The sequence below is a fragment of the Chryseobacterium scophthalmum genome (assembly GCF_900143185.1).
GTDB lineage: Bacteria > Bacteroidota > Bacteroidia > Flavobacteriales > Weeksellaceae > Chryseobacterium > Chryseobacterium scophthalmum.
Genome location: NZ_FSRQ01000001.1, coordinates 336,492 through 360,189, shown reverse-complemented (window position 1 = coordinate 360,189; position 23,698 = coordinate 336,492). Strand labels below are relative to the sequence as shown.

The 23,698-nt window shown below is 32.5% G+C and carries 26 protein-coding genes and 1 tRNA gene; 6 read left to right on the top strand and 21 right to left on the bottom strand.

Features of this window, described 5'->3' with window-relative positions; translation table 11 throughout:
• The 4 genes from BUR17_RS01545 to holA all read right to left on the bottom strand — a co-directional run bounded on the left by BUR17_RS01545 (position 1) and on the right by holA (position 5,017).
• Positions 1 to 1,254: a hypothetical protein gene (locus BUR17_RS01545; protein WP_074228245.1), complete on the bottom strand. Its 1,254-nt coding sequence runs from the start codon at positions 1,252 to 1,254 to the stop codon at positions 1 to 3.
• 1,299 nt (positions 1,255 to 2,553) lie between these two features.
• Positions 2,554 to 2,638 (bottom strand) — tRNA-Ser (locus tag BUR17_RS01540).
• 225 nt (positions 2,639 to 2,863) lie between these two features.
• A complete protein-coding gene (gene trxB / locus BUR17_RS01535) occupies positions 2,864 to 3,805 on the bottom strand; it encodes a thioredoxin-disulfide reductase (RefSeq protein WP_074228244.1) in 942 nt (313 codons plus the stop codon).
• Between the two features lie 174 nt (positions 3,806 to 3,979).
• Complete coding sequence (gene holA, locus BUR17_RS01530) at positions 3,980 to 5,017, bottom strand: DNA polymerase III subunit delta (RefSeq protein WP_074228243.1); 1,038 nt, start codon at positions 5,015 to 5,017, stop codon at positions 3,980 to 3,982.
• Between the two features lie 7 nt (positions 5,018 to 5,024).
• Here holA and BUR17_RS01525 point away from each other — a divergent pair, with 7 nt between their 5' ends.
• The 3 genes from BUR17_RS01525 to BUR17_RS01515 all read left to right on the top strand — a co-directional run bounded on the left by BUR17_RS01525 (position 5,025) and on the right by BUR17_RS01515 (position 7,037).
• The gene (locus BUR17_RS01525) at positions 5,025 to 5,456 is read left to right on the top strand and encodes a type I restriction enzyme HsdR N-terminal domain-containing protein (RefSeq protein WP_066682126.1); all 432 of its coding nucleotides are present in this window, start codon (positions 5,025 to 5,027) and stop codon (positions 5,454 to 5,456) included.
• A 114-nt stretch (positions 5,457 to 5,570) separates the two neighbouring features.
• Complete coding sequence (locus tag BUR17_RS01520) at positions 5,571 to 6,185, top strand: HAD family hydrolase (RefSeq protein WP_074228242.1); 615 nt, start codon at positions 5,571 to 5,573, stop codon at positions 6,183 to 6,185.
• Positions 6,186 to 6,293: 108 nt separating this feature from the next.
• The gene (locus BUR17_RS01515) at positions 6,294 to 7,037 is read left to right on the top strand and encodes a dienelactone hydrolase family protein (RefSeq protein WP_074228241.1); all 744 of its coding nucleotides are present in this window, start codon (positions 6,294 to 6,296) and stop codon (positions 7,035 to 7,037) included.
• 51 nt (positions 7,038 to 7,088) lie between these two features.
• Here BUR17_RS01515 and BUR17_RS01510 read toward each other — a convergent pair whose 3' ends face one another.
• The 8 genes from BUR17_RS01510 to BUR17_RS01475 all read right to left on the bottom strand — a co-directional run bounded on the left by BUR17_RS01510 (position 7,089) and on the right by BUR17_RS01475 (position 13,412).
• On the bottom strand, positions 7,089 to 7,319 hold the full coding sequence (locus BUR17_RS01510) for a hypothetical protein (RefSeq protein ID WP_074228240.1): 231 nt from the start codon (positions 7,317 to 7,319) through the stop codon (positions 7,089 to 7,091).
• A 2-nt stretch (positions 7,320 to 7,321) separates the two neighbouring features.
• Positions 7,322 to 7,690: a cupin domain-containing protein gene (locus BUR17_RS01505; RefSeq protein ID WP_074228239.1), complete on the bottom strand. Its 369-nt coding sequence runs from the start codon at positions 7,688 to 7,690 to the stop codon at positions 7,322 to 7,324.
• Positions 7,691 to 7,801: 111 nt separating this feature from the next.
• Positions 7,802 to 8,338, bottom strand: a complete 537-nt coding sequence (locus BUR17_RS01500; RefSeq protein WP_074228238.1) for a GNAT family N-acetyltransferase — start codon at positions 8,336 to 8,338, stop codon at positions 7,802 to 7,804.
• 18 nt (positions 8,339 to 8,356) lie between these two features.
• Positions 8,357 to 8,962: a DUF2911 domain-containing protein gene (locus BUR17_RS01495; RefSeq protein WP_074230184.1), complete on the bottom strand. Its 606-nt coding sequence runs from the start codon at positions 8,960 to 8,962 to the stop codon at positions 8,357 to 8,359.
• Positions 8,963 to 9,178: 216 nt separating this feature from the next.
• Complete coding sequence (locus tag BUR17_RS01490) at positions 9,179 to 9,718, bottom strand: DinB family protein (protein WP_074228237.1); 540 nt, start codon at positions 9,716 to 9,718, stop codon at positions 9,179 to 9,181.
• Between the two features lie 54 nt (positions 9,719 to 9,772).
• Positions 9,773 to 10,297, bottom strand: a complete 525-nt coding sequence (locus BUR17_RS01485; RefSeq protein ID WP_074228236.1) for a Crp/Fnr family transcriptional regulator — start codon at positions 10,295 to 10,297, stop codon at positions 9,773 to 9,775.
• Between the two features lie 64 nt (positions 10,298 to 10,361).
• On the bottom strand, positions 10,362 to 12,239 hold the full coding sequence (locus BUR17_RS01480) for a hypothetical protein (RefSeq protein WP_074228235.1): 1,878 nt from the start codon (positions 12,237 to 12,239) through the stop codon (positions 10,362 to 10,364).
• Positions 12,240 to 12,260: 21 nt separating this feature from the next.
• The gene (locus BUR17_RS01475; RefSeq protein WP_074228234.1) at positions 12,261 to 13,412 is read right to left on the bottom strand and encodes an ABC transporter ATP-binding protein; all 1,152 of its coding nucleotides are present in this window, start codon (positions 13,410 to 13,412) and stop codon (positions 12,261 to 12,263) included.
• Between the two features lie 104 nt (positions 13,413 to 13,516).
• Here BUR17_RS01475 and BUR17_RS01470 point away from each other — a divergent pair, with 104 nt between their 5' ends.
• The gene (locus BUR17_RS01470) at positions 13,517 to 14,365 is read left to right on the top strand and encodes a hypothetical protein (protein WP_074228233.1); all 849 of its coding nucleotides are present in this window, start codon (positions 13,517 to 13,519) and stop codon (positions 14,363 to 14,365) included.
• Here BUR17_RS01470 and BUR17_RS01465 read toward each other — a convergent pair.
• Positions 14,362 to 14,853 (bottom strand): hypothetical protein, encoded by a 492-nt coding sequence (locus tag BUR17_RS01465; RefSeq protein ID WP_074228232.1) that lies wholly within the window; start codon positions 14,851 to 14,853, stop codon positions 14,362 to 14,364. The two genes, BUR17_RS01470 and BUR17_RS01465, sit on opposite strands and share 4 nt — an antisense overlap.
• 336 nt (positions 14,854 to 15,189) lie before the next feature.
• Between BUR17_RS01465 and BUR17_RS01460 the strand changes: the two genes are divergently transcribed.
• Both BUR17_RS01460 and BUR17_RS01455 read left to right on the top strand, forming a co-directional pair.
• Positions 15,190 to 15,444, top strand: coding sequence for a hypothetical protein (locus BUR17_RS01460; RefSeq protein ID WP_074228231.1), 255 nt, complete (start codon positions 15,190 to 15,192; stop codon positions 15,442 to 15,444).
• Positions 15,434 to 15,721: a type II toxin-antitoxin system RelE/ParE family toxin gene (locus BUR17_RS01455; RefSeq protein WP_074228230.1), complete on the top strand. Its 288-nt coding sequence runs from the start codon at positions 15,434 to 15,436 to the stop codon at positions 15,719 to 15,721. Before BUR17_RS01460 ends, BUR17_RS01455 begins: the two co-directional genes overlap by 11 nt.
• 45 nt (positions 15,722 to 15,766) lie before the next feature.
• Here BUR17_RS01455 and BUR17_RS01450 read toward each other — a convergent pair whose 3' ends face one another.
• From BUR17_RS01450 to BUR17_RS01415, 8 genes are all read right to left on the bottom strand, one after another.
• The gene (locus BUR17_RS01450) at positions 15,767 to 16,150 is read right to left on the bottom strand and encodes a nuclear transport factor 2 family protein (RefSeq protein WP_074228229.1); all 384 of its coding nucleotides are present in this window, start codon (positions 16,148 to 16,150) and stop codon (positions 15,767 to 15,769) included.
• Between the two features lie 164 nt (positions 16,151 to 16,314).
• A complete protein-coding gene (locus tag BUR17_RS01445) occupies positions 16,315 to 16,770 on the bottom strand; it encodes a hypothetical protein (RefSeq protein ID WP_084550342.1) in 456 nt (151 codons plus the stop codon).
• Between the two features lie 98 nt (positions 16,771 to 16,868).
• Positions 16,869 to 17,117: a hypothetical protein gene (locus BUR17_RS01440; protein ID WP_074228228.1), complete on the bottom strand. Its 249-nt coding sequence runs from the start codon at positions 17,115 to 17,117 to the stop codon at positions 16,869 to 16,871.
• 165 nt (positions 17,118 to 17,282) lie between these two features.
• The gene (locus BUR17_RS01435) at positions 17,283 to 17,849 is read right to left on the bottom strand and encodes a toxin-antitoxin system YwqK family antitoxin (RefSeq protein ID WP_159437578.1); all 567 of its coding nucleotides are present in this window, start codon (positions 17,847 to 17,849) and stop codon (positions 17,283 to 17,285) included.
• Positions 17,850 to 18,028: 179 nt separating this feature from the next.
• Positions 18,029 to 18,586: a hypothetical protein gene (locus tag BUR17_RS01430; RefSeq protein WP_143747505.1), complete on the bottom strand. Its 558-nt coding sequence runs from the start codon at positions 18,584 to 18,586 to the stop codon at positions 18,029 to 18,031.
• A 312-nt stretch (positions 18,587 to 18,898) separates the two neighbouring features.
• Complete coding sequence (gene carB, locus BUR17_RS01425; RefSeq protein WP_074228225.1) at positions 18,899 to 22,081, bottom strand: carbamoyl-phosphate synthase large subunit; 3,183 nt, start codon at positions 22,079 to 22,081, stop codon at positions 18,899 to 18,901.
• 59 nt (positions 22,082 to 22,140) lie between these two features.
• On the bottom strand, positions 22,141 to 22,494 hold the full coding sequence (locus BUR17_RS01420; protein ID WP_074228224.1) for a four helix bundle protein: 354 nt from the start codon (positions 22,492 to 22,494) through the stop codon (positions 22,141 to 22,143).
• A 40-nt stretch (positions 22,495 to 22,534) separates the two neighbouring features.
• Positions 22,535 to 23,608: a carbamoyl phosphate synthase small subunit gene (locus BUR17_RS01415; protein ID WP_074228223.1), complete on the bottom strand. Its 1,074-nt coding sequence runs from the start codon at positions 23,606 to 23,608 to the stop codon at positions 22,535 to 22,537.
• Between the last annotated feature and the right edge of the window lie 90 nt (positions 23,609 to 23,698).

Here is a 23,698-nt window from a genome sequence, read left to right as displayed (position 1 = left end):
TTAATCATATTCACTAAAGATATAAGAAAATGGCTCTTTTGGATATTGTTCAAGCCATTTTGCATCTGTTATCTTAACCGATATTTCATAAGCTGGCCACTTTTCAAAAGAATACAGATCCATAATTTCTTCATTCTTCAATTGGTAAAATTCCGGATAAGGTACATCCCTGATTTTGTCTATTCTTGAGCTCACAATGAACTGTTCGGCAATCTCTTTGTGTCTGAGATAAAGCGTATGAGTATCTTTAATGTTTTTTTCTTTCATAATAGTGTTCATTTTTTCACACAAAGGGCTCACTATATTGTATTCATTACCAGAAAAGGATTCGAATCGCTTTAGCATAAACTTCAACACACTCATTTTTGTTTCCAGAAATATGCGGTCATTATCTTCGCTCATGATCATTAATTTAAAAGAAATAGTATCACCATTGATTAGTATTTCATAAACAACAGGCCGGCCCCAGATCAGAATAGATTTGGGAGAGCTTGTATAACCATTCTTTTTCTTTGGATTCAAAACCATTTGAGTCATTTCGCCGTCTATATATGAAGATGCCATACTTCCTCGGCTACAACTTATGATTCCCCAATCCGTTTCACGTTTGAATAAAATACCACACGATTTTGCTGTTCTCACAAGAGTTCCCTCCCACTTTTGCAGATTTTCATCAGACAGATCGGAAATCACCCTATCAGACTCTTTGTAATATTTTTCTCCCAATGTGGGAAACCACAAAATATCTTTCTGGGTTTTAAGCAGGGAATCTGGTATCATATATTTCCAGATGGGCATAAAACCTTTTTTTGAAGTCAGATCTAAATTGTCAATGGAAATAACTTCTTCTTCAATGGGAAGTATGGGCTCGCAAATAATATAGTCATCTGTCGGATCAAATGCTGCCGAATCCCAATGATCAATATCTTTCAGATGTTCTAACCAAGCTGGATGCGTTACCGTAATATCTAGAACTCCTTTTTTCCATCCTTTTTTATTTGGATTATTCATTTTCAAATCCACTGACTTAATAAAAGCGTATGCATTTTTTTTCATCCATACTTCATCAAGCGTATCATCAAAATCAACTTCCTTTTTTATAGGAGAATCGTTATTAACATTATGGTAAAGCAACATTAATGCGAATCCCGGCGAATCAGTAATGTAATTGCTATCGGGATGAATAACCTGAACACTGATTTTAATTTTTGATTCTTGGCGTTTTATAACACCGACTTCGTAGAGTGATGACATGAAATTGTAATTGTTTTTAAATATTAAATAAATTTCTTTTCTATCTTGGTTTTATTGGATTATACCTTTACTGAATTATTTTATAGCAGCATTTTGATTATTTCTAATTTCTCAGAAGTCGCTATTTGCTAACTTTTCTAAATCAATTTCTCAGTGACGTATAATTTCTTTTGAAAATTTTTTTTTGAATTTAAAATTCAAATATTGTAATAAACGCTATTTATTTCTTCTAGTATGTATTGAAATAGCTTAAGACATTATCATTGGTGGCTAATTTTTGTGCAGAAGTGTAATGAAACTTACATTAGCATCAACAGGTACAGTTTAATTTTCATGGTTGTGTTAGATTAATCCTCAACTTTAGAGATATTACAAAGAATATTTCCTTTAATAAAGAATTGACAGTGTTTTTTTATTAATATGTTTTATTTCTTCTTCATTATAAAAAATCGTATTTATCATGAAAACGGGAATTATATATATAAATTAAAATTAAACATAAATTTTGATTTAACCACACATTTTATCATATAAATGAGAAATACATGGTTAAATAAGACGAATATTGAGAGGAACATAAAAATTCAGATTTAAACTACAGGAGCGTACGAAGACGAACATTCGGAAGCTCTTATAACGACATCTTTTATGATTAAAAAATAAACTTCAGTCTATAAAATGATAAAATAAAATTTACAAAAAGAAATAGCAGGAATAGATTGTCTGTAAAAATTCAGATTTCGCGTAATGGCAAATGGGTTACGGGAACTTCTTTTAATCAGAAGCTGAGGCTTTATAAAAACCGTACTTTTCCCCACTTCTTTCGCTCTGAAGTTTACTAATGATAGCAAGCTTTGTCCTTCGTACAAAGCTCATCAGTTTTTGATCTTTCGACTTCGGGAAAAGATAAGCTTCCACTTATGAAAAAGCTGGTAAAACTTTTAAAATTCAAGCAGAATCCTAAAAACTGTGATACTTCTTTGAATTTAAAGAAATCTTGACCCAATAAATGGTTGGGAAATAACACGAAATTTATATAGCAAACTAGGATAGGATGGGAATAATGTGTGGTCATGGCGAGATGTTAAAATAATTAACCATCTAATATACAGTTAATTAAATTAAATGTGGCACTCATTTTTTGTAAAAAATACTTTGCCATGTTTATCACTACTTAAATACATGCATTTATGTAAATTTTGCGATGATCACAAAAAAACAAAAAAGCTGTAATTAATTAAATTACAGCTTCTTAATAGATTTTTGAGCGTTTTTGAAAAATTTGGTTTTCCTACTCTGCGGAGAGAGAGGGATTCGAACCCCCGGACCTGTTACAGTCAATAGTTTTCAAGACTATCGCAATCGACCACTCTGCCATCTCTCCTTAAACTCCGATTGTATCGTTGTTTTCAGTGGTGCAAATATAGAACGTTTTTCAATTATGTCAAAATATTTTTACTACAAATTTTAACAAAAATTAATAATCAACTAAAAATCAGAGCAATTATTTTCTCAAACATTGATTAACACAAAGAAAAACACAGATTGAAAACAAAAAAACGCACCTCATAGAAGTACGTTTTTTTGTTTTATAAATTAATTTTAATAATTAATGTAATTCAGCAAGATACTTTTCTGCATCCATTGCCGCCATACAACCGCTTCCTGCAGCTGTGATCGCTTGTCTGTAGATGTGATCCTGAACATCTCCTGCGGCAAAAACTCCCGGAAGATTTGTTCTTGTAGAGCCTTTTTCAGTAGCAATATATCCATTCTCATCCAAATCGATTTGACCAGCAAAAATATCTGTATTTGGCTTGTGTCCGATTGCAATGAAAATTCCGTGAACATCTACAGTAGATTTTTCCTGAGTCTGATTGTTGATGACAACTGCTCTTTCTACAAGATTATTTTCGCCTTCAATACCAATTAATTCATGGTAAAATTTCACTTCAATATTCGGTGTGTTTTCTACTCTGTGGATCATTGCTTTTGAAGCTCTGAACTCACCTTTTCTTACCAACATCGTAACTTTATTCACCAATTTTGCAAGATAAGTAGCTTCTTCAGCTGCGGTATCACCTGCTCCAACAACCACAACATCTTTTCCTCTGTAGAAGAATCCATCGCACGTTGCACATGCAGAAACTCCTCCTCCATTGTATTTTTTCTCATCATCAAGACCCAAATATTTTGCAGTAGCTCCGGTAGAAATAATTACAGATTTAGCTAAAATTTCTTTATTTCCTGCATACAATTTGTGAATACCGCCAACTTCTTTTGAAAATTCAGCTTTGGTAATCATTTCGTAATGTACTTTGGTATCGAATCTTTCAGCTTGTTTCTGCAAATCCATCATCATTTCTGGACCGGTAATTCCTGCAGGATATCCCGGGAAATTATCAACTTCTGTTGTTGTAGTTAATTGTCCACCTGGTTCCAAACCTGTATATAATTCAGGTTTTAAGTCTGCTCTTGCTGCATAAATTGCTGCTGTAAAACCAGAAGGCCCAGACCCAACGATCACACAATCTAAAATATTTTCTTCCATAATTTATTTATCAATTTCAAGGATGCTAATTTCGGAATTTTTAATGTTTTATTAAAGTAAATTTAATGATACTTGTCAATGTTTAATATGTGAATATTCAATTGTTAATCGTTGCTATTCTTTGGTTGACAGATTTTACACCAGCAACTAAGAACTTTCAACCAACAACAAAAACTACACTTTCATCTTAATTTTATCTACATTGATAATTTTGTAAACCAATTCTTTGATCAATTCTGCATCATCCATATTTACGGCTCCCAAACCTTTTCCTTTCATATCAAATTCTCTTAAAATAGAAATAACACGGGTAGAATGTTTTAGCGGATACAATCTCGCCGCTTCTGCATAATCTTTAATAAAATAAGGATTGATACCCATTTGCGTAGCAATTACTTGTTGCGGTTGCCCAATCATTGTATTGTAAATAATTACATTAGAAAAATAATTATACAAACTGGAAAGAAGCATTACAAAAGGATTGTTTTTAGGATTTTTTCCCATAAAATAGGCAATTCTGAACGCAGCATTGGCGTTTTTCGATCCTAAAGCTTTCTGAAGCTCAAAAACATTGAATTCTTTGCTTATTCCGATGTGGTTTTCAACGATGGTACCGTCTAAAAGTTGACCTTCTTTTAAAATAATTTTAAGTTTTCCTAACTCATTTGAGATTCTGGAAAGGTCATTTCCAAGATATTCTGCCAAAAGGTTAGAAATATTCGGGGCTGTTTTTATCTTTAATCTGAGACATTCATCAGCAATCCATTTGGGAAGCGTATGGTCTTTTAAAGATTCGCTCAGAAAAAGCGCATTTAGCTTTGTTAAAGTTTTGGTAACCTTTTTTCGGCTGTCCAGCTTCTTATGCTTATGGGCAAAAACCAAAACTGTTGACGCAACCGGATTTTCTGCATACGCATCTAAAGCTTTGCTTTCTTCATCATTAAATTTCAAATCCTGCGCCTCTTTTACAATAATCACCTGCTTATCACCCATCATCGGAAACTGTCGCGCCAAAGAAAGAATTTCCTGATACGTTGTATCTTTTCCGTAAGTGACTGTTTGGTTAAAAGCTTTTTCGTCTTCCTCCAGAAAGTCGTGTTCAAGGGCTTTTACAGCAACATCAATAAAGTAAGGTTCTTCTCCGTGGAAAAAATAAATCGGTAAAACTTCTTTATTTTTAATATTTTTGAGGATTAAATCTAATTCTTTCATCATATAAATGGAACTTCCAAAACTGAACTTTCAGGAAACTTTTGATTTTAAATTCAAGAAAGACAAAGATAAGTTTTTTATTTATGACTTGGTTCGTAAAACTTACCTTTTGCTCACTCCCGAAGAGTGGGTTCGTCAGCATTGGGTTCACTATTATCTCACCGTGAAATCCTACTCTACTTCTGCGTTAATTACCGAAAAAAAAATTGTTCTGAATGGTTTAACGAAGCGTATTGACCTTTTAATCACAGAAAAAGCGCAACCAAAAATTTTAATTGAATGTAAAGCGCCACAAATCAAATTGACCGAAAAAACATTTGAGCAGACTGCAAGATACAATTCTGTTATCGGCGCTTCTGAAATTATTTTAACGAACGGTTTGCAACACATTAATGCCTATTACGAAAACGAACAATACCAGTTTTATAAGCCTGAATAATTTCAATTTAATAATCAATTATTTTTGAATGTTAAACTTTTATAAACTTATCTGTTTTAGGGTGTTTAAGTAAAAAAGTTTTGTGATTTTTGTATGATAAATTTAAATATCAGTATGGAAATTAAAAATATAGTATTCGATTTTGGAGGTGTTTTGATGGATTGGAATCCAAGATATTTTTTCAAAACTTATTTTAATGATGATGAAAAAATGGAATATTTCCTTGAAAATATTGCTCAGGATGAATGGAATATCGAGCAAGACAGAGGAAGAACTTTAGCAGAAGGAACCGAAGTTCAGATCAAAAAATTTCCGGAATGGGAAAAAGAACTCAGAGCCTATTATGATAACTGGACGGTTATGCTGAAAAGCGACATTCCTCAAAATGTAGAAATTCTGAGAAAACTGGGAAATACTTCCTATCAATTATTTGGATTAACCAATTGGTCTGAAGAAACCTTTCCTTATGCCTTGGAAAACTATGATTTCTTTCAAATATTTGATGGGAAAATTGTGGTTTCAGGAACAGAAAAATTGATTAAACCTGACCCTAAAATCTGGAATGTTTTATTGGAAAGATACCAGTTGGAAGCCAATGAATCGGTTTTCATTGATGATAATTTCAAAAATATTGAGATGGCGAAAACTTTGGGCTTTAAAACGATTCATATTCAACCTGAAACAGATTTGAAAACTGAGCTGAATAATTTAGGCGTAAAATTTGATTAAATTTTCAAACACTAATATCACAAATATTTTCACTAATTACACAGACATTATTCGTGATATTTATGAAAAAACATTAGGATAATTTGGGTTTCAATTAAATTACAAAATATGATACGTTCAATATTATTATCAACATTTCTTATGACTTCAGGAACTATTTTCAGTCAGAATTTAAAACCTGTGTCTTATCAGGATGGTTCGCAAAAACTGAATGGTTTGGTAACCTCCAATGCCGGAAAAAAACTTCCCGGAGTTTTGATTCTTCCAGCCTGGAAAGGAATTGATGACGAAGCAAAAACTGCAGCAGCAGATTTAGAAAAACAAGGCTACATCGCATTTATAGCAGATATTTATGGAGAAGGAAATATTCCGACTGACAATGCTTCTGCTGCAAAAACTGCCGGATTTTACAAGAAAGATTATGTAGCTTATCAGAAAAGAATTTCTTTAGCTTTAGAACAATTGAAGAAAAACGGAGCGATTTCAGATAAAATTGCGGTAATCGGTTATTGTTTTGGCGGAACCGGTGCTTTGGAATCTGCGAGAGAAAAATTGCCTGTTGTAGGCGTTGTTTCCATTCATGGAAGTATTGGAAAAGACCAATCGAGGCCGAATGAAGCTATTTCAACTAAAATCTTAGTAGAAAATCCTGCAGAAGATAAAAGTGTGACGCCGGAAGATTACAATAATCTAGTTAAAGAAATGAATGACGGCAAAGCAGATTGGCAAATCATTACGTATGCTAATTCAAAACATACTTTTACTGACCCAAAATCAGCCGATTATAATCCTGTGATGGCAAAAAGAGCCTGGAATCATACGCTTTTATTTTTGAAAGAAATTTTGAAATAATTGAACTCCAATAAATTAAAAAACAACCTCATTTACTGAGGTTGTTTCTGTTTATAAATCACTGATCGTATTACAATTAGAACACCACCAGTATTCTGATTCTTTATCTTTCAATTTCTTTTTTGTTTTCTCTTCACAATTTTCACAGACACATTCATCACTTTCGTCTTCTTTTGCTTCGTAATCGCAATTAAAACAACTCCAACTTATTAAATTAGTCTTTCCGTTGATAAACCATGTAAAAGAGTTTTCTTTACACTTTGGGCAAATTTGTAACGCCATATTTAAATTATTTCTTCTTCTCTATTCACCAAATCCATCGAAAATGCCGGAAGACAAATTGCAATATATTCGCAAGGTTCTGAAAACGGATTGCTGTAACGGATCCTTGCTCCTTTTTCAATCAAAATACTTTGTCCTTTTTCTAAAATCACCTCTTCTCCGTCAATTTCAAATTGTTTTTTACCTGAAATAATGATAGTAAATTCATCAAATTCCGGAGTTTGATGAGGTTCACTCCAATCTGGCGGAGCAACCATGTGTGCAATAGAAATGTTTGAATTCTGGGTTGAATTTCCCCAATGTTCTTCAATTAATTTTCCATCGGTTGTAGGAACTACAAATGGTGATTTCTGAATTTTATATTTTTTCACGATTATATTTTTATTTAATTATTCTCTCGCAGATTTAGCTGATTGAGCAGATTTTAATTCCTAAAATTAATCAGCGTAATCGACTAAATCTACGAGAAAATTTATTTAAGTTTAATCAACTTTAAAATGATTTTCTTTTGCTATTTCGTACACAAAATTGGTTCTGGTCGGTTCTCCAAAATAAGCGACTTCTTCTTCGGCAATTTTCTGTCCACCCAATCTTTCTAATGCAATCTGAGAACGGAAATTTTCTTTTCCAATATGGAAATAAACCTTATCTACAAATTGAAAAACGTAATCCAGCATCACTTTTTTAATCTGTGGATTGATCCCTTTTCCCCAGGAATTTGTTCCGTAAAAAGTATAGCCAATGAAAATGCTGTTTTTGGATTCATCAAAATCATAAAACCGGGTACTTCCTAAAATATCTCCGGTAGATTTTTCTACGATTTTAAAAGCGCCCTGACTTTCCATGGCTCCTTTAAAAAAGTTTTCAAAAACTTCTCTTTTGTAGCGGTCTTTATTAGGATGCTGCTCCCAAACTTTAGGATCTGAAGCCACTTCGTACAACAACTCAAAATCCCCTTGTTGTAAGGGGATTAATTGATATTCTTCGTTTTCTAAAACAGGTTGAATAGAAAAATTCATCTTTTATAAATTTGAATCTTAGCCTTTTGCTTTTGCAGCGTCAGATTCTATTTTTTTGATTTCTCTTAATTTCTCAGCAATTTTAGTTACTGCTTCAGGTTTTGCAGGTTTTAAAGCTACTTCAGCTTGAGCCATATCCCATTTGATCACAAGATTTCCTGAATTTTCATCAGTCGGGTTTAAGGTAATCTCAAACCATTCTTGTTTATCTGCTAATTTATTAACCGGAACCGTTACGTCTACAACATCCTGTTTTGGATCATATGTGTAAGCTCCCCATTGTTGAAAATCTTTATTTAAAATAACTTTCCATTCTTTTTCTGTTGGTACGATGAACAAACCGTAAGTTCCTGCTGGAACAGTTTTTCCACCAAAATTAACAGACTGTCCGAATGTAATTTTTGTAGAAGAGTTTGCACCCGCTCTCCAAACCTGTCCGTAAGGAACCAGTTCTCCGAAGATTTTTCTTCCTTTTACTCCCGGTCTTCCGTAATCTACAGAGATTTTTGACATTGAAAACTGCTGTTCTACTTTCTGACGCGGACTTGCTGCAGGTACCGAATAATCTTGTGCGAAGTTTAAAGCTGAAGCTGATATGCAAACTGCAAATAATAATTTTTTCACTTTTAAAATTTTGTCTAAAATTACAAAATCGAGTTCATAAATCACTTTTTGAGATTGATAAATTTTGTTAAATTAAATTGATGAAAAAAAATGATTCTGTTTTTATTTTAGCGCAAAGAGCGCAAGGATTTTTTTAACTACTAATTGTTTTTAAGTTCGCAAAGGCGTTTGACTACGTCGAATCTTCGATTTCACTCAGCAAAGGTCACAGATTAGTTAAAGATTTCTTTTTGCTTGTTTGATATGTCTTAGATTATGATAGATTACAAAACGGAAAGTATCACCCAGTTTTAATTTAATTAAATTTGAAATACTGATGCTGGTTTTTACTTTATTTAAATCTATATTTTTAGCTTCCTTTAAAAGATGAAGCATTTGTTTTTGCTGAACAATAAATTCATTTAAAACATTTTTATCAAGTTTGCTGTGAATAGGATTCATCGATTTGAAAGTCTTCATTGTATTCAGTTTTTCCTTTGGAAGCATGCTGTTTGCGAAATAATTTCCTAAAATTCCCGAACTGAAAATCTCTGTTGATTTTGTATCTGAATTTTCAATTCTTTTCCTGATTTCAGGAATATAAAAATTTCCGTATCGATTCAAATGTTCGAGACATTCCAGAATGCTCCAACTATTTTCTGAAAGTCTGAAATTGAGTTTTTCATCTGGTTGATTAAAAAGATTTTCAGCAAACTGTATATTTTCTTCAGTAATTTTTTGCAATTCATCAATCAGTTGAAGCGTTGGAATTTTCATGTCAATTTTTATTGCAAATTTCCAGTTTTCTCAAATGATAAATCTTGATTACAGTCAAGATTTTTTGAGTCTTGATAAAGTTTCGGGGCTCATTCTTAAATAATTGGCAATATGTTTATTGGGAATTTCCTGAAAAAGTTTCGGACTTCTTTTTAAAACCCTTTCATAACGCTCTCTTGGAGAATTTATTAGCAAATCCTTTTCTCTTTCAATTTGTTGTAAAACTAAATCTTCCAAAATCACAGTCCATAATTTCAGATTATCGTCAGAAGACTTTATAAATTCATTAAAATCTTTTTTGGAAGCCACTTTAATTTCGGTTTTCTTAATTGCCTGAATATAAAAATCGGTCGGCTTTTCAGATAAAAAAGAGTCGAGACAGACAATTATATTTTCTTTATATCCAAAACGAATAGTCCTTTCCTGATCTTCGTCTCTGATAAAAATGCGTAAACTTCCTTTTTCAACATAATAAATATTGCTGTCGATATCGCCTTCCAAAGTCAGAAAAGAATGCCTGTCGATTACTTTCTTTTTTTGAAACAAATCTGCATCGAGTAACGTCTGAATAATATTCACATTCTTAAGTTTTAATGAAACAAAAACCCCATAAAAATATGAGGCTTTAAAATATTAGAAAAAATTATTCCGGCATTGCCTTCCATTTTTGCAAAATAGCAGTATAAAAATACATAAATACAAAACCTATTACCAAGATGATATAACTTAGCATAAAGCCTAAATCTTCAAAAATATTTGGGCAGCCATAATAAGGGTAACCGCCTTCAATACTCATTACGACACCCTCACAAGCTGCTTTTTGATGAATATTGATAATTGCAAAAATTAAAAGTACAAAGAGTACAAATCCATTAATTGAAAAATTTACCAAAATAGATGATACCATTTTGTTAACCATATTCATTTTCAGTAACGGAATCAACAGAATAATAAGACCGATAAACAAAACAAAATAGGCAACAAAAAACTGTTCCTGACCTCTGAAAGTAAGTCCGTAAAATACCGTAATCAAAGTAACGGTTAAAGTTAAAACTCCTGCGCTAATCACACTGAAAAGCAACGACCGAAGCCCGGTAATTCTGAAACTGAAAATAAAAGTAGAAAGGAAAAATGCAACCCAGATGTAAATATGAATGTTTTCTGAAAAGAAATCATCTTTCTTCACAGAATCTACACTTGTCAATAAATCGGTCATGTTTTCAGACAGATAATAATATTCCGTCATGTTGTTTTTCACATATTTATCCGGAGCAAGCTGTTGATTGATTTCAGGATTAAATTCTCTTATTTTTATACTGTCTCTGATATCATTTTCATTAGGATAATCAGTAGTTGCAACAACAGAATCTACGGCAACTGTTTCTTCGTAATACGCATCTTCATCAGTTCTCATTTTCCCTTCGTAATCTTTGATAAAATAACGGATTTCAAAATTGGGGTTGTCTTTTGAGTAAATCATAGAAACCCATTTTTTAGCATTTAGATTATTTTTAATTCTATAGGTTTTAGAAATCGAAAGAAAATCTTCAAAAAGTTTCTCAAGCTCTGCCGGGTTTTTAGAATTTAAAAGCGTTGTGGTTTTCTGATTAATGATTGCTTTTTTATTTTTAAGAATATTATTAGGCGAGTTTTTATTATAGTAATTAGTTTCTGCAACTTTTACTCTGTCATTAAAACCTTTTAAATCATAATCATAAAAAACTTGGGAAAAATTATAAAAACTTGGTTGAGTCGTTTGAATCTGTGATGAAAGATCTACAACATCTTTTTTGTAATAAAATGTTTCAAATTTTTCTTCCTCGTCTGAATAAGCGGGCTGTATCTTGTTCGAATATTCAGGATTTGGAGGAATGAAATTTCCTCGCTTATCTTTTTGATAAGATTTTTTAGAATAAAGAGTATAATACTGATAAACTCTGTTGTAATACACAAAAAACTTTTTGTTTCGGTCTATTTTTTCAATATCATTTTCACAATACAGATCATAAAAAGGTTTTGGAAACAATCTGTTTTCTAAAGTATAAGATTCTATATTTTGAGAAAGAAAAGGCACAGTTCGGTTGATGATATCAACATTTTTAGCCATTTCCTGATCAGGATATTTATTATTGATAAACATTCTAAAACCCGTCATGTACGAGAAATAAAACGTGGTACACGAAAAAATAATAATAAAATATTGTACAAACTGACCAAACAGTTTTCCTTTAGAAGTAGGGTAAAAATTCTTGAATGCATTGTTTTTAAGCATCATCAAAAGCCATCCTACAATCAGTAAAATAGAAATAATAAGATGAACGAAAATAACACCATTTCTGAAATAATCATCTTTTACAGAATATTTCTGAAGCGAAACAGGATCGATATGCGAAACATAACCGATGATAAAAAAGACGATATGAAAAACAAGAGCTGCCAAAAGCATCCATACAATTTTAGTATTCCAGACTGTAGGATATCTTTCGAGCAAATATTGGTTGAATTTATTGAGTTTTTGCATTTTGATTTGAATTAAAAAAGATTAATTAACGAAAAACCTTCTCGTAGAAGACGAGATATTTCTGATGTAAATAATTTCTGCTTTTGCATTTCCTAAAGCAGAAATCACTTCATAAAACTGGGTTTCTGATGAGAAATAAGCAACATAAACTCCACCATTGAAGTTCAGCTTTTCCATATTGAAATCCTTAAAAACTTCGAGAAGTTTATCGCGACTTTCATTAGTATCAATTTCTATAATCAATTGGTTTTCGTCATCATCATTTACCTCAGAATTATCTTTGTATTTTCCGTTTTTCAGAAAGATTACCTTGTCTGAAATCTTTTCTACTTCGTACAATTGCTGCGAGCTTAAAATCAAAGCAATCGGATGATTTACCGAATTGGCAATCGATTTTAAATCTTCCAAAATGACCTGTTGCGCCAAAACATCAAGGTTTGCTAAAGGCTCATCCAATAAAAGAATTTCAGGTTTTCTTAAAAGAATTCTCGCCAGTTCAAAACGCATTTTGTAACCGGATGAAAGTTCGCTCCATTTCAGGTGTTTATAATTCCATAATCCGAGACGGGCAATCATCATCAAGGTTCTGGTTTCATTTTCTTCAGGAGAAACGCCATGATTTGAAAGCACAAATTTCAGATTATCTTTCAGACTTCCATACCATTTTTCGGTTCGTTGCGGAATATAAACCAACTTCGTTCTCAAATCATATTCATTTTTTGATTTTTCGTTGAAAGAATAGTTTAAACTTCCATCATTAAATGAAATTTCATTCGCCAAAATTCTCAGCAAAGTTGTTTTCCCGTTTCCGTTCTCTCCAACCAAGCCATAAACCTGTCCTTTATTGATTTCCACAGAAACCGGACCGAGCGAAAAACGGTTGCTTCCGTAAGATTTTACAATATCTTTTGCTTTCAAAACAGACTGTTCAGAAATATGTTCTTTTACCTGAACTTTTTCAATTTTGCCGAGAAGAGTTTTTGATTTTTCGATTAATTCGTCAATGGCGTGATTGTGAGTTTCTTTCCAGTCGGTTAATTCAATCGCTTCTTTATAAATCGACATATCCTGAGTGTCAATAGCGCAATCTAACAGCTTTCTGAACCCTAAAACGGTGTCTTTATTATCAAAAAAATGGTAGACTTCGGCGACTCTTTGCTGATGTTTCGTCATTTGGTTTATTTAATTTAACCGAAGATAATTATTTTTAAGACAAGTTATATCTAAATGGTGAGAAAAAATTATTCTATATTTGGGGATATTTTAAGAATCGAAAAATGTTTAAGAAGTTTAGCTGTTTAGCCATTGTATTATTGAGTTTAACCTCTTTCAAAGCTCAGGAAAAGATTCCATTCAGATTAACGAAACACAATAATATCATTGTAAAAACTTTGGTTAATGATAAAGATTCGCTTCATCTGATGTTTCAGATTGCGATGGAAGATGCATCAATTTCGCCAGATAGAATCAGAAAAGCAGACCATATCACGTTTAAAGATGAAATAAGTGACGGAAATACGGTAAAAATCGGCAATAAAAAATATGGGAACATCAGATTTTTCGATAATGAATTGACCGGTCACGAAGCCGATGGAAAAATAGGAACCGGGATTTTTAAAGACCAATATTTTAAAATCGATTACGACAACAGTCAGTTTGTTTCTTATGATAAAGAGCCGGATTTAAAGGATTATCAACCGATGAATCTTTATGTAAAAAATGGGCAATTTTTTATCGTTGCAGACAACGTGATTGAAGATAAACAACAGGAAGCTTATTTCCTTCTTCAGTCTGGTTATTCGGGAGGTTTGCTTTACAGTAACGAGTTTGCAGAAGCTAATAATCTGAATGAAAAGCTGAAAATTACAGGCGAAAAATCAATGAAAAATTCTGCCGGACAAATCATTACAACAAAACAGGGAGTTTTACCTTTTCTAAAGCTTGGAAATATTGTTTTAAAAAATCTTACAGCCGGATTTTTCACTGGAGATCTCAAAACTCAACACGCCAATTATTTTGCAGCCGATGTGATGCGCAGATTCAACTGGATTTTTGACAAAGACAGAAAGATGGTTTATGTAAAACCGAGTAAATATTTTAATGAACCTTATTATAAAATAAATTAACCCATTCCTGCCATCATCGACATATAATAATTGGCGCAGTGTAAAGATATAAGCAGAAGAATATTTTTTTCCGCAAATGTTTCTAAAATTTCCGAAGTATTTATTTGGTATTCATAATTCAAACTTCGCCACTGAACATGGGGTTTCATCATCAGAAGTTCTGTTCCTTTTACATCACTTAAAACAAAATATTCTTTGAAAAAGCCTTTGTGACTAAGCGTATATTTTTTCTCGATATCATTGAAATAGGTGTTCATTACGATATTTCCGTCCCAATTCATGGCAAATTTGAGAAGAACTATTTTCCCATCAAGAACTTCAACAGTTGTTCCCCAAAAACCTTTCGGCTCAACCTGATATTTTGAGTTTAAAATTTCAATTTCAGCATTGAATTTAAACCAGCTTTTATAATTCAATTGCCCGACTGGGTTTCCGTCTTTTGATACTTTAAAATTGGTATATTTTTCTGCGATAGCTTGATATTCCATTGTGTGTGTTTTTTAAAATTGTAACAAGTTCTAAATTTAATCTTTTTTAAAATACGTCATTTTATTTATTCCAATTTATGATTGTCCGCTTTTACTAATAATGCTGTTTTTAACGCAAAGTCCACAAAGGTTTTTTAAATATTAACTGCTTTTAAGGTTCGCAAAGGCGTTTGATTTCATCGAATCTTCGATTTCACTCAACAAAGGTTTATGGATAATTTTGATTATTATACATTACGGACAATCATTTTCTAATTTTATTAACCTTAAACTTTATCAGATAAATAATTTTTATCTCAAATCTAAATTTCATTAACTTTGATAAAAATAAATAAAATGAATTCTAACACTTTACATATCATTAATCAAAAATTAAAAGATGAACCGGAGGAAATCCTGAAGCAGGTTTTGGGATATTTAGACGGAATTCTTGAAAAAAAATCTCAAAAAGATTGGTATGAACATAATCTAAATTACCAGTTAACAGATGCGCAAAAACGTGAATTGGATGCAATGGAAAATTTGAGGGATGAAGATTTTATGCCTATTGAAGATTTTTTTGCTGAAATGAAAGCTAAGTATGGCGTATAAAATCATAACCAATCCTGAAGCTAATAGAGACATTGTCAATTCTTTCGAATATTACAAAAATGTTGCTGGAAAAAAAGTAGCAAACAGTTTCTTTAAAGACTTTAAATTTACTGTGAACAAACTTAAGAAATTTGTTTACTTTCAAAAAATCCATAATGATTTTCATCGTTTACCCCTGAAAATTTTTCCTTTCATCATTATTTATAAAATTGAAAAAGAAACTATCAAAATTTTCAGAGTTTTTCACACTTCTCAAAATCCTGAAAAATATCCATAAAAACTTACGAAGACTTACATTACTTTGTTCAATACAACAGTGTTTTTAATCAGGTAATTGCATAAAACTTGCTCCGATAATTTTCAATTCGTCATCAAATAGTTTCCAAACTCTAAAATATCTAAACCTTCCTTCTAATGGAGTTCCCATCACTTTTCCTTTCGCTGTCATTGTAACAATAGAAAGCGCAGTGTCATCCATTATTTTAATGTTATCAATTTCTATTGAAGCGTTTTCAATAATCATTGTTTTCGCTTTATGCGAGTTCAAATCCATTTCTTTCGTTATAATTTCTCCCGTCGGTGCTACTGCAAGCAAATCATCGTGCAATAATTGGTCAAGTATTTCCACATTGCTTACAAGTTGAGCCGAAAAAAGTTTGTTTTCTGCTTCAACAACGTTTTCTCTGGTGATTTTTGTTTTGTCCATATTCTGTTATGTTAGGTGGTTGTTGGTTTGTAATATTTTTTTTCTGAATTTGTGATATGACCAATATATTTACTATGTTAGGCAGGAAAACGAAATACAAAAGTTCAATTTAAAATACTGTTAAATTTTATACTTCAGCACTCCTGATACAAAAAAATTGTTTTTTAAGGTCTTAATTTGTTCAACTCTACTTTGTTGATTCTTTTTCTGAACCATAAAAATTGCATTGTCGTCAGGAATAAATAAATTATTGAAAAAATTGCAAGTGTTGTAAGAACGGTTAAATCTGTGGTGCAAATATCTATTAATAGTGTGATTACGACAAAAATAACACAAAATGCTGGTAATCCCAAAAATGTGAAGAGTGACAGATAGAAATTGATCCTAATTTTTTTTATCAAATTTAGAAGAACTGCAAAAGAAGAGATAAGCATAGCAACAAGGTACACCAATGAAAATCCTAAATTTAATATAAGTTCTAAAATCTGCATCCATTTTTCAAATGAACTTCCATCAATCAACTTTGTTTGAGAAATCACAATTCTATAAATAACAAATAATATGATGCTAATCAACAAATTGCTTCCCCAAAATCTAAATACAATTTTATTTATTTCCATTTTGATTGTAGTTTTTGTTTTTTGTCCATTGCAAAAAAATTAAAAGTAGGAATATTTTTTATTTCCGATGCATTCATTTTTCACAAAATCTTCCCACATTACCCTTCAAATCTCGAACTTCTTTCTCCATAGTAGTATTTTATGGTGTCGATAACCCCAAATAATGAATCGTTTTTGTTAAAATATATACTGTCGTTTCTTACATATACAGCGCGTTCTTTCCCAATAACAATCACGTCTGATATTGGATAATCTCCACAATGTTTCCAAAAAGTATTTTCTAAATTGTATTTGTTTTTACAGGATTGCAAATTCAAAATAGAAATGATTATTATAAGTTTTTTCATCTTTTTTTGTCAGCAATTTATGCAGAATGTTGATTTGGCATATTGTATAGCGTTCCGAGACATTGCAATGGTGGATTTTTAGCACAGAAATTCAATCGAATGCAAACTTTGGGTTTTAAAGTTTCGTCTCGCTATTTTTAAGCCTTTGTTTTACAATTGTACTTTTTAGTATTTTTCCATTTCTAATAACTTACCTTCTTTATCATAATACTTCCATTCACCCACGTGTTCCCCATTCACATAGTTTCCTATGCTTATCAACTGTTCATTTTCATAATAAGCCTTCCATTCACCTATTTTTACACCGTTTTCATAGTTTCCAATTTTTGCCAATATTCCATTTTCGTGATATTCTTTCAATTCCCCTGTCTGTTTACCTTCTTTAAAGTTTACTTTTCCTCTTAATTGTCCATTAGGCCAATAATAAGTCCAATAATCTTTTTGCTTTCCATCCTCAAATATTCCAATAATTGATAATTTTCCGTTTTTAAAATATTGTTTCCATTCTCCAATTTGTTTTCCGTTTTGATATTGACCAATCCGTTCCAATTTTCCGTTTGGGTGATAAGCTTTTGCCTCTCCTATTAGTTTTCCATTCTTGTCATATTGAGCGACTTCCTTAATTTGACCAGTTGTATAAAATGTTTTTTTTTCCGTCTGTGCGTACGAAGAAGATAGAAGACTCATTAAAAACAATAGAAAAAGCATGTGTTTTATGGATAATTTATTCATTTTTTGTGTTTCATTTTTATCTTTATTGTTTAGCGTATCGCACAACATTTCAAAGCTTTGCGATGTGGCGGAAATCTAAGTATAAATGTTCTGTTTTACACAATGTTTCAATTGAAGAATTGTCGTTAAGTTTAGCAGAAAACCATCATATTACCAAGCCGATGTTGGCAGAAGTTTTTTCAATTGCCTTTGGTAGGAACAGCATCTGAAGCATCAGATTTGGAACTATTTGCTAAATAATTTAATACTTGACGTTTAAAATTCTCTGTTATAAATATCTGTTGAATTGTATACTTAAAATGTTTATCAATCCCTTTAGAAAAAGTTGAGATAAATTTTTGTTTATTTTTCTTGTCAAAAGAATCAAAAATAAATGTCAATTTTGTTGAATTTTCGTCTGCTTTTTCAATTTTAATCTTCCATTTAAGTATTCCGTTTTTAGAAAAAGATTCGTTGATACTTGGTTTTATTGGATATTTAAGTGTTTCTGCATTGTATTCTCCTTTGAATAGCATTAATATATTAGTTTCAAAAGATTTCTGTTTGATTATTTTCTGATATTTATTCAAATCCGTTAGGATTATAGCGGATTCGTAATTTTTGTTTTCCGTAAGATAAAGTGTGGTAATATTATTATTTTGAGTTATAGAATCTATTTTCGTTTCATTCAACTTATATTCACTCAGATAATGATAGTTAAAATCATTAAAATATTGTAGAATTTTTTTTACAGGCAATTTTATTGTTTCTGTCTGATTGTTATTAATAATTTGCTGCCCGTACAAAAATGAACTTGAGAAAACCAATAAAAAAGCAATTGATAATTTAAAAATAAAATTTGAATTGTTTTTCATTTTTTCACTGTTTAGATAAAATTTCCGCCAAAAACCCAAATCAAAGCAATACTTTAAGCTCGTTTATGATTTTTCTAAAGTAACCAATTTTCAATCAATCAACAAATTATTTAATTGTTCATAAACAAAAAACCTAACAGGTTTTAAAAACCTGTTAGGTTTGACGAAAAGTTTCGTTCAAATTTTATTTAAAAATTACATCGTTTCCATTTTGAAACTCATGCTTTCGATAACTTTCAATATTGCTTCAACTGTATCCATCGATGTTAAACAAGGAACACCGTTTTCCACACTCATTCTTCTGATTTGGAAACCGTCTCTTTCAGACTGTTTTCCTTTCGTCATGGTGTTTACAACGTATTGTACTTTTCCTTTTTGAATCAAATCGATTAAGTTGACGCTTTCCTCTCCTATTTTGTAGCCAATTTTACAAGGAATACCTTGTTCTCCGAAGAATTTTGCAGTTCCTTCCGTTGCCCAGATTCTGAAACCAACTTCATGGAATCTTACAGCTAAATCTGCCGCTTCTTGCTTATGTTTATCAGCTACCGTGAATAAGATTGAACCATGCATCGGAACTTTTCTTCCAGCTGCAACCAATCCTTTATAAAGCGCTTTTTCTAAAGTCGTATCTTTCCCCATAACTTCTCCTGTAGACTTCATTTCTGGGCCTAAAGAGATATCAACTTTCGTTAATTTTGAGAAAGAGAATACAGGAACTTTTACGAAAACACCTTCTTTATTCGGAACTAGTCCGTTTTTGTAACCTAAATCAGTCAGTTTTTGACCTAAAATTGCTTTTGTAGCAAGATTTGCCATCGGAACTTCCGTAATTTTAGATAAGAAAGGAACCGTTCTAGATGAACGTGGATTCACTTCAATTACATATACATTTCCTTCAAAAAGAACGTATTGAATATTCATTAAACCAATTACTTTCAAACCTTTAGCTAACCTTTGAGTATAATCTACCAAAGTATCAACTTCGCTTTGTGAAATATTTTGTGGAGGATACACCGCGATCGAGTCTCCAGAATGAACTCCTGCTCTTTCGATGTGCTCCATAATTCCCGGAATAATTACCGTTTCACCGTCGCAGATTGCATCAACTTCAATTTCTTTTCCGACCATATATCTGTCAACTAAGACAGGGTGTTCAGGACTTGCATCTACCGCAAATTCCATATAATGAGCTAATTCTGATTCGGTATAAACAATTTCCATTGCTCTACCTCCCAAAACGTAACTTGGACGAACCAAAACCGGATAACCGATTTCGTTGGCAATTTTTATTGCTTCTTCTTTTGAAGTGGATGTTTTTCCTAAAGGTTGAGGAATTCCCATTTCCTGAAGAGCTTTTTCGAATTTATCTCTGTTTTCAGCTCTATCTAAATCTTCCAAAGAAGTTCCTAAAATCTGAACTCCGTGAGCTGCTAATTTATCAGCTAAGTTGATGGCTGTTTGTCCACCAAACTGTACCACAACACCTTTTGGTTTTTCTAATTCGATGATATTCATTACATCTTCTTCCGTTAAAGGCTCGAAGTATAATTTATCTGAAATTGAGAAGTCTGTAGAAACTGTTTCAGGATTGTTGTTGATGATAATCGCTTCATACCCCATTTCTTTGATCGCCCAAACCGAGTGAACTGTTGCGTAATCAAACTCAACACCTTGTCCGATTCTGATTGGTCCAGAACCTAAAACAATGATTTTTTCTTTGTCTGAAGCTACACTTTCGTTTTCCTCTTCGTAAGTTCCGTAGAAATATGGTGTTTCAGATTCAAATTCAGCGGCGCAAGTATCTACCATTTTGTAAACCGGCATTACTCCGTTTTCTTTTCTGAAATTGAAGATTTCACGTTCTTTTACATCCCAAAGAACTGCAATATTTATATCTGCGAAACCTAATTTTTTAGCTTCTAATAAAATGTCTTTATTGAATTTATTTTCAGCGATCACCTTTTCGAAATCAATTAATTTCTTGATTTTCCAGATGAAGAATTTATCAATTTTGCTCCATTCTACGATTTGTTCCCAGTCGTATCCTCTTCTTAAAGCATCCCCGATAATGAATAATCTTTCGTCATCACAAACTCTGATTCTTCTTTCGATTTCTTCTGCCGTTAAAGCTGCAGCTTGCTTAGTTTTTAAACCGATATGTTTGATTCCAGTTTCCAAAGAACGGATTGCTTTTTGTAAAGACTCCTCGAAATTTCTTCCGATTGCCATTACTTCACCTGTTGCTTTCATCTGCGTTGATAATCTTCTGTCCGCTGTTTCGAATTTATCGAATGGGAATCTTGGGAATTTAGTTACTACATAATCCAAAGCCGGTTCAAAACAAGCGTAAGACGTTCCGGTAACCGGATTCATAATTTCATCTAAAGTTAATCCTACAGCGATTTTTGCAGCAATTTTCGCAATCGGATAACCTGTTGCTTTTGATGCTAAAGCTGATGAACGCGAAACTCTCGGGTTAACCTCGATGATATAATAATCGAATGAATGTGGGTCTAAAGCCAACTGTACGTTACATCCACCTTCAATTCCTAAAGCTCTGATGATTTTTAATGAAGCATTTCTCAACAACTGATACTCTCTGTCAGAAAGCGTCTGAGAAGGTGCCACAACGATTGAATCTCCTGTGTGAACTCCAACCGGATCTATATTTTCCATGTTACAAACCACAATCGCGTTGTCGTTTGCATCACGCATTACTTCATATTCAATTTCTTTGAAACCTGCAATTGATCTCTCGATAAGACACTGTGTAACAGGACTATATTTTAATCCTAATTCTGCAATTTCTTTCAATTCAGCTTCAGTAGCAGCGATTCCACCACCTGTTCCTCCCATTGTGAAAGCAGGACGAACAATTACCGGATAACCAATTTCGTTAGCAAAATTAATTGCTCCTTCCACCGTATTTACGATATCAGATTCAGGAACCGGTTCGTTTAATTCTCTCATCAATTCACGGAACAAATCTCTGTCTTCCGCTCTGTTGATGGCTGAAAGCGTAGTTCCCAGAACTTCAACTTTACATTCTTCAAGAATTCCTGATTTTTCCAATTCTACCGCCATGTTCAAACCTGTTTGCCCACCAAGAGTTGGTAAAAGTGCATCCGGACGCTCTTTTCTGATGATGTGACTTACAAACTGAAGTGAAATCGGCTCGATATATACTTTATCCGCGATTTCAACATCCGTCATAATCGTTGCAGGATTTGAGTTAATCAAAATTACCTTGTAGCCTTCTTCTCTTAAAGACAGACAAGCCTGCGTTCCTGCGTAATCAAATTCTGCAGCCTGACCAATGATGATAGGTCCTGAACCGATTACTAAAATTGTTTTTATATCTGTACGTTTTGCCATTTTTTTGTTGTTAGATACTAGATGTCAGATTTCAGATTCTAGACTTCCAGTGTTGTGTTTTACTTTTTTAGATTAGATTTAAATGAGTAAATCATTCTTTGAATTTCGTTCAGATTTGATATTAAACTGTTAACTTTTTCTGCATTTAATAAATTTAATTCTCTTGTTAGAATTAATTGTGTCTGTAGCTCAAAAGAAGAAGCATTTGCAATTCCAAGAAAATGATAAAATTCTCTGTCATTATTTCTTCCTGCTCCTTCCGCAATATTTGACGGAATTGAAATTACCGACCTTTTAATCTGAGAAATCAAACCAAATTTTTCATCTTTCGGTAAATCTGCACAAATAATATAAACTTCTTTCGCAAGTTCTATTGATTTCTGCCAGAAAAGTAATTTCTCAAAATTATGCATGTAAAGTCTTTTATCTGATGTCTAATATCTGAAATCTAAATTACTTTTTGAAGTTTTCCATTAATTCAATGAAATCATCAAACAAGTAGTTTGCATCTTCAGGACCTGGACTTGCTTCCGGGTGATACTGAACTGAGAAACAAGGGTGAATTTTGTGTTTCAGACCTTCGTTTGTTCTGTCGTTCAATGCGATGTGCGTTTCAATTAAATCTGTTTCTTTAAGACTTTCCTGGTCTACTGCATAGCCGTGATTTTGAGAAGTAATTGCTACTTTGTTTTTCTCTAAATCCAAAACCGGGTGATTTCCTCCTCTGTGTCCGAATTTTAGCTTGAAAGTTTTTGCTCCGCAAGCCAAACCGATTAATTGGTGCCCTAAACAGATTCCGAAGATTGGGACTTTTCCTAATAATCCACGAATCATTTCTAAAGCTCCCTGATTATCTTCAGGATCTCCAGGACCGTTTGATAACATAATTCCGTCAGGATTCATCAACAAAATTTCTTCTGCTGTTGTATCATGTGAAACTACTGTGATGTCACAATTTCTTTGAGACAATTCTCTGATAATTCCTAATTTAGAACCAAAATCCACAAGTACTACTTTAAGTCCTCTTCCTGGGTTCGCATAAGGTGTTTTTGTAGAGACCTGCTCCACCTGATTGGTTGGGAAAGTCGTTTCTTTTAGCTCTGCAACTACTGTACTTTCGTCAGCATCAGCGTTTACAATTTTTCCTTTCACAACTCCGGAGTTACGAAGAATTCTTGTCAGTCTTCTTGTATCGATTCCTGAAATTCCTGAAAGTTTTTTCTTTTTAAATAATTCATCTAAAGTAATTTGAGTACGGAAATTTGACGGCAAATCACAAAGTTCTTTTACGATAAGCCCTTTGATAGCTGGCTCTATACTCTCATAATCATCTCTATTAATCCCATAGTTTCCGATAAGCGGATAGGTCATACAAACAATCTGACCGCAGTAAGACGGGTCAGAGATCAGTTCTTGGTACCCTGTCATTCCGGTATTGAAAACCACCTCTCCCGCAGTTTCCAATTCTGCTCCGAAACCTTCTCCATGAAACACTTCACCGGACTCCAGTATTAACTTTTTCTTCATTTTTAAATTAGATATTAGATTTTAGAAATTAGAAGTTAGACTTCCGCATTCTGTTATTTTACTTCTTATTTTTTCTTTAATTCTATTGGC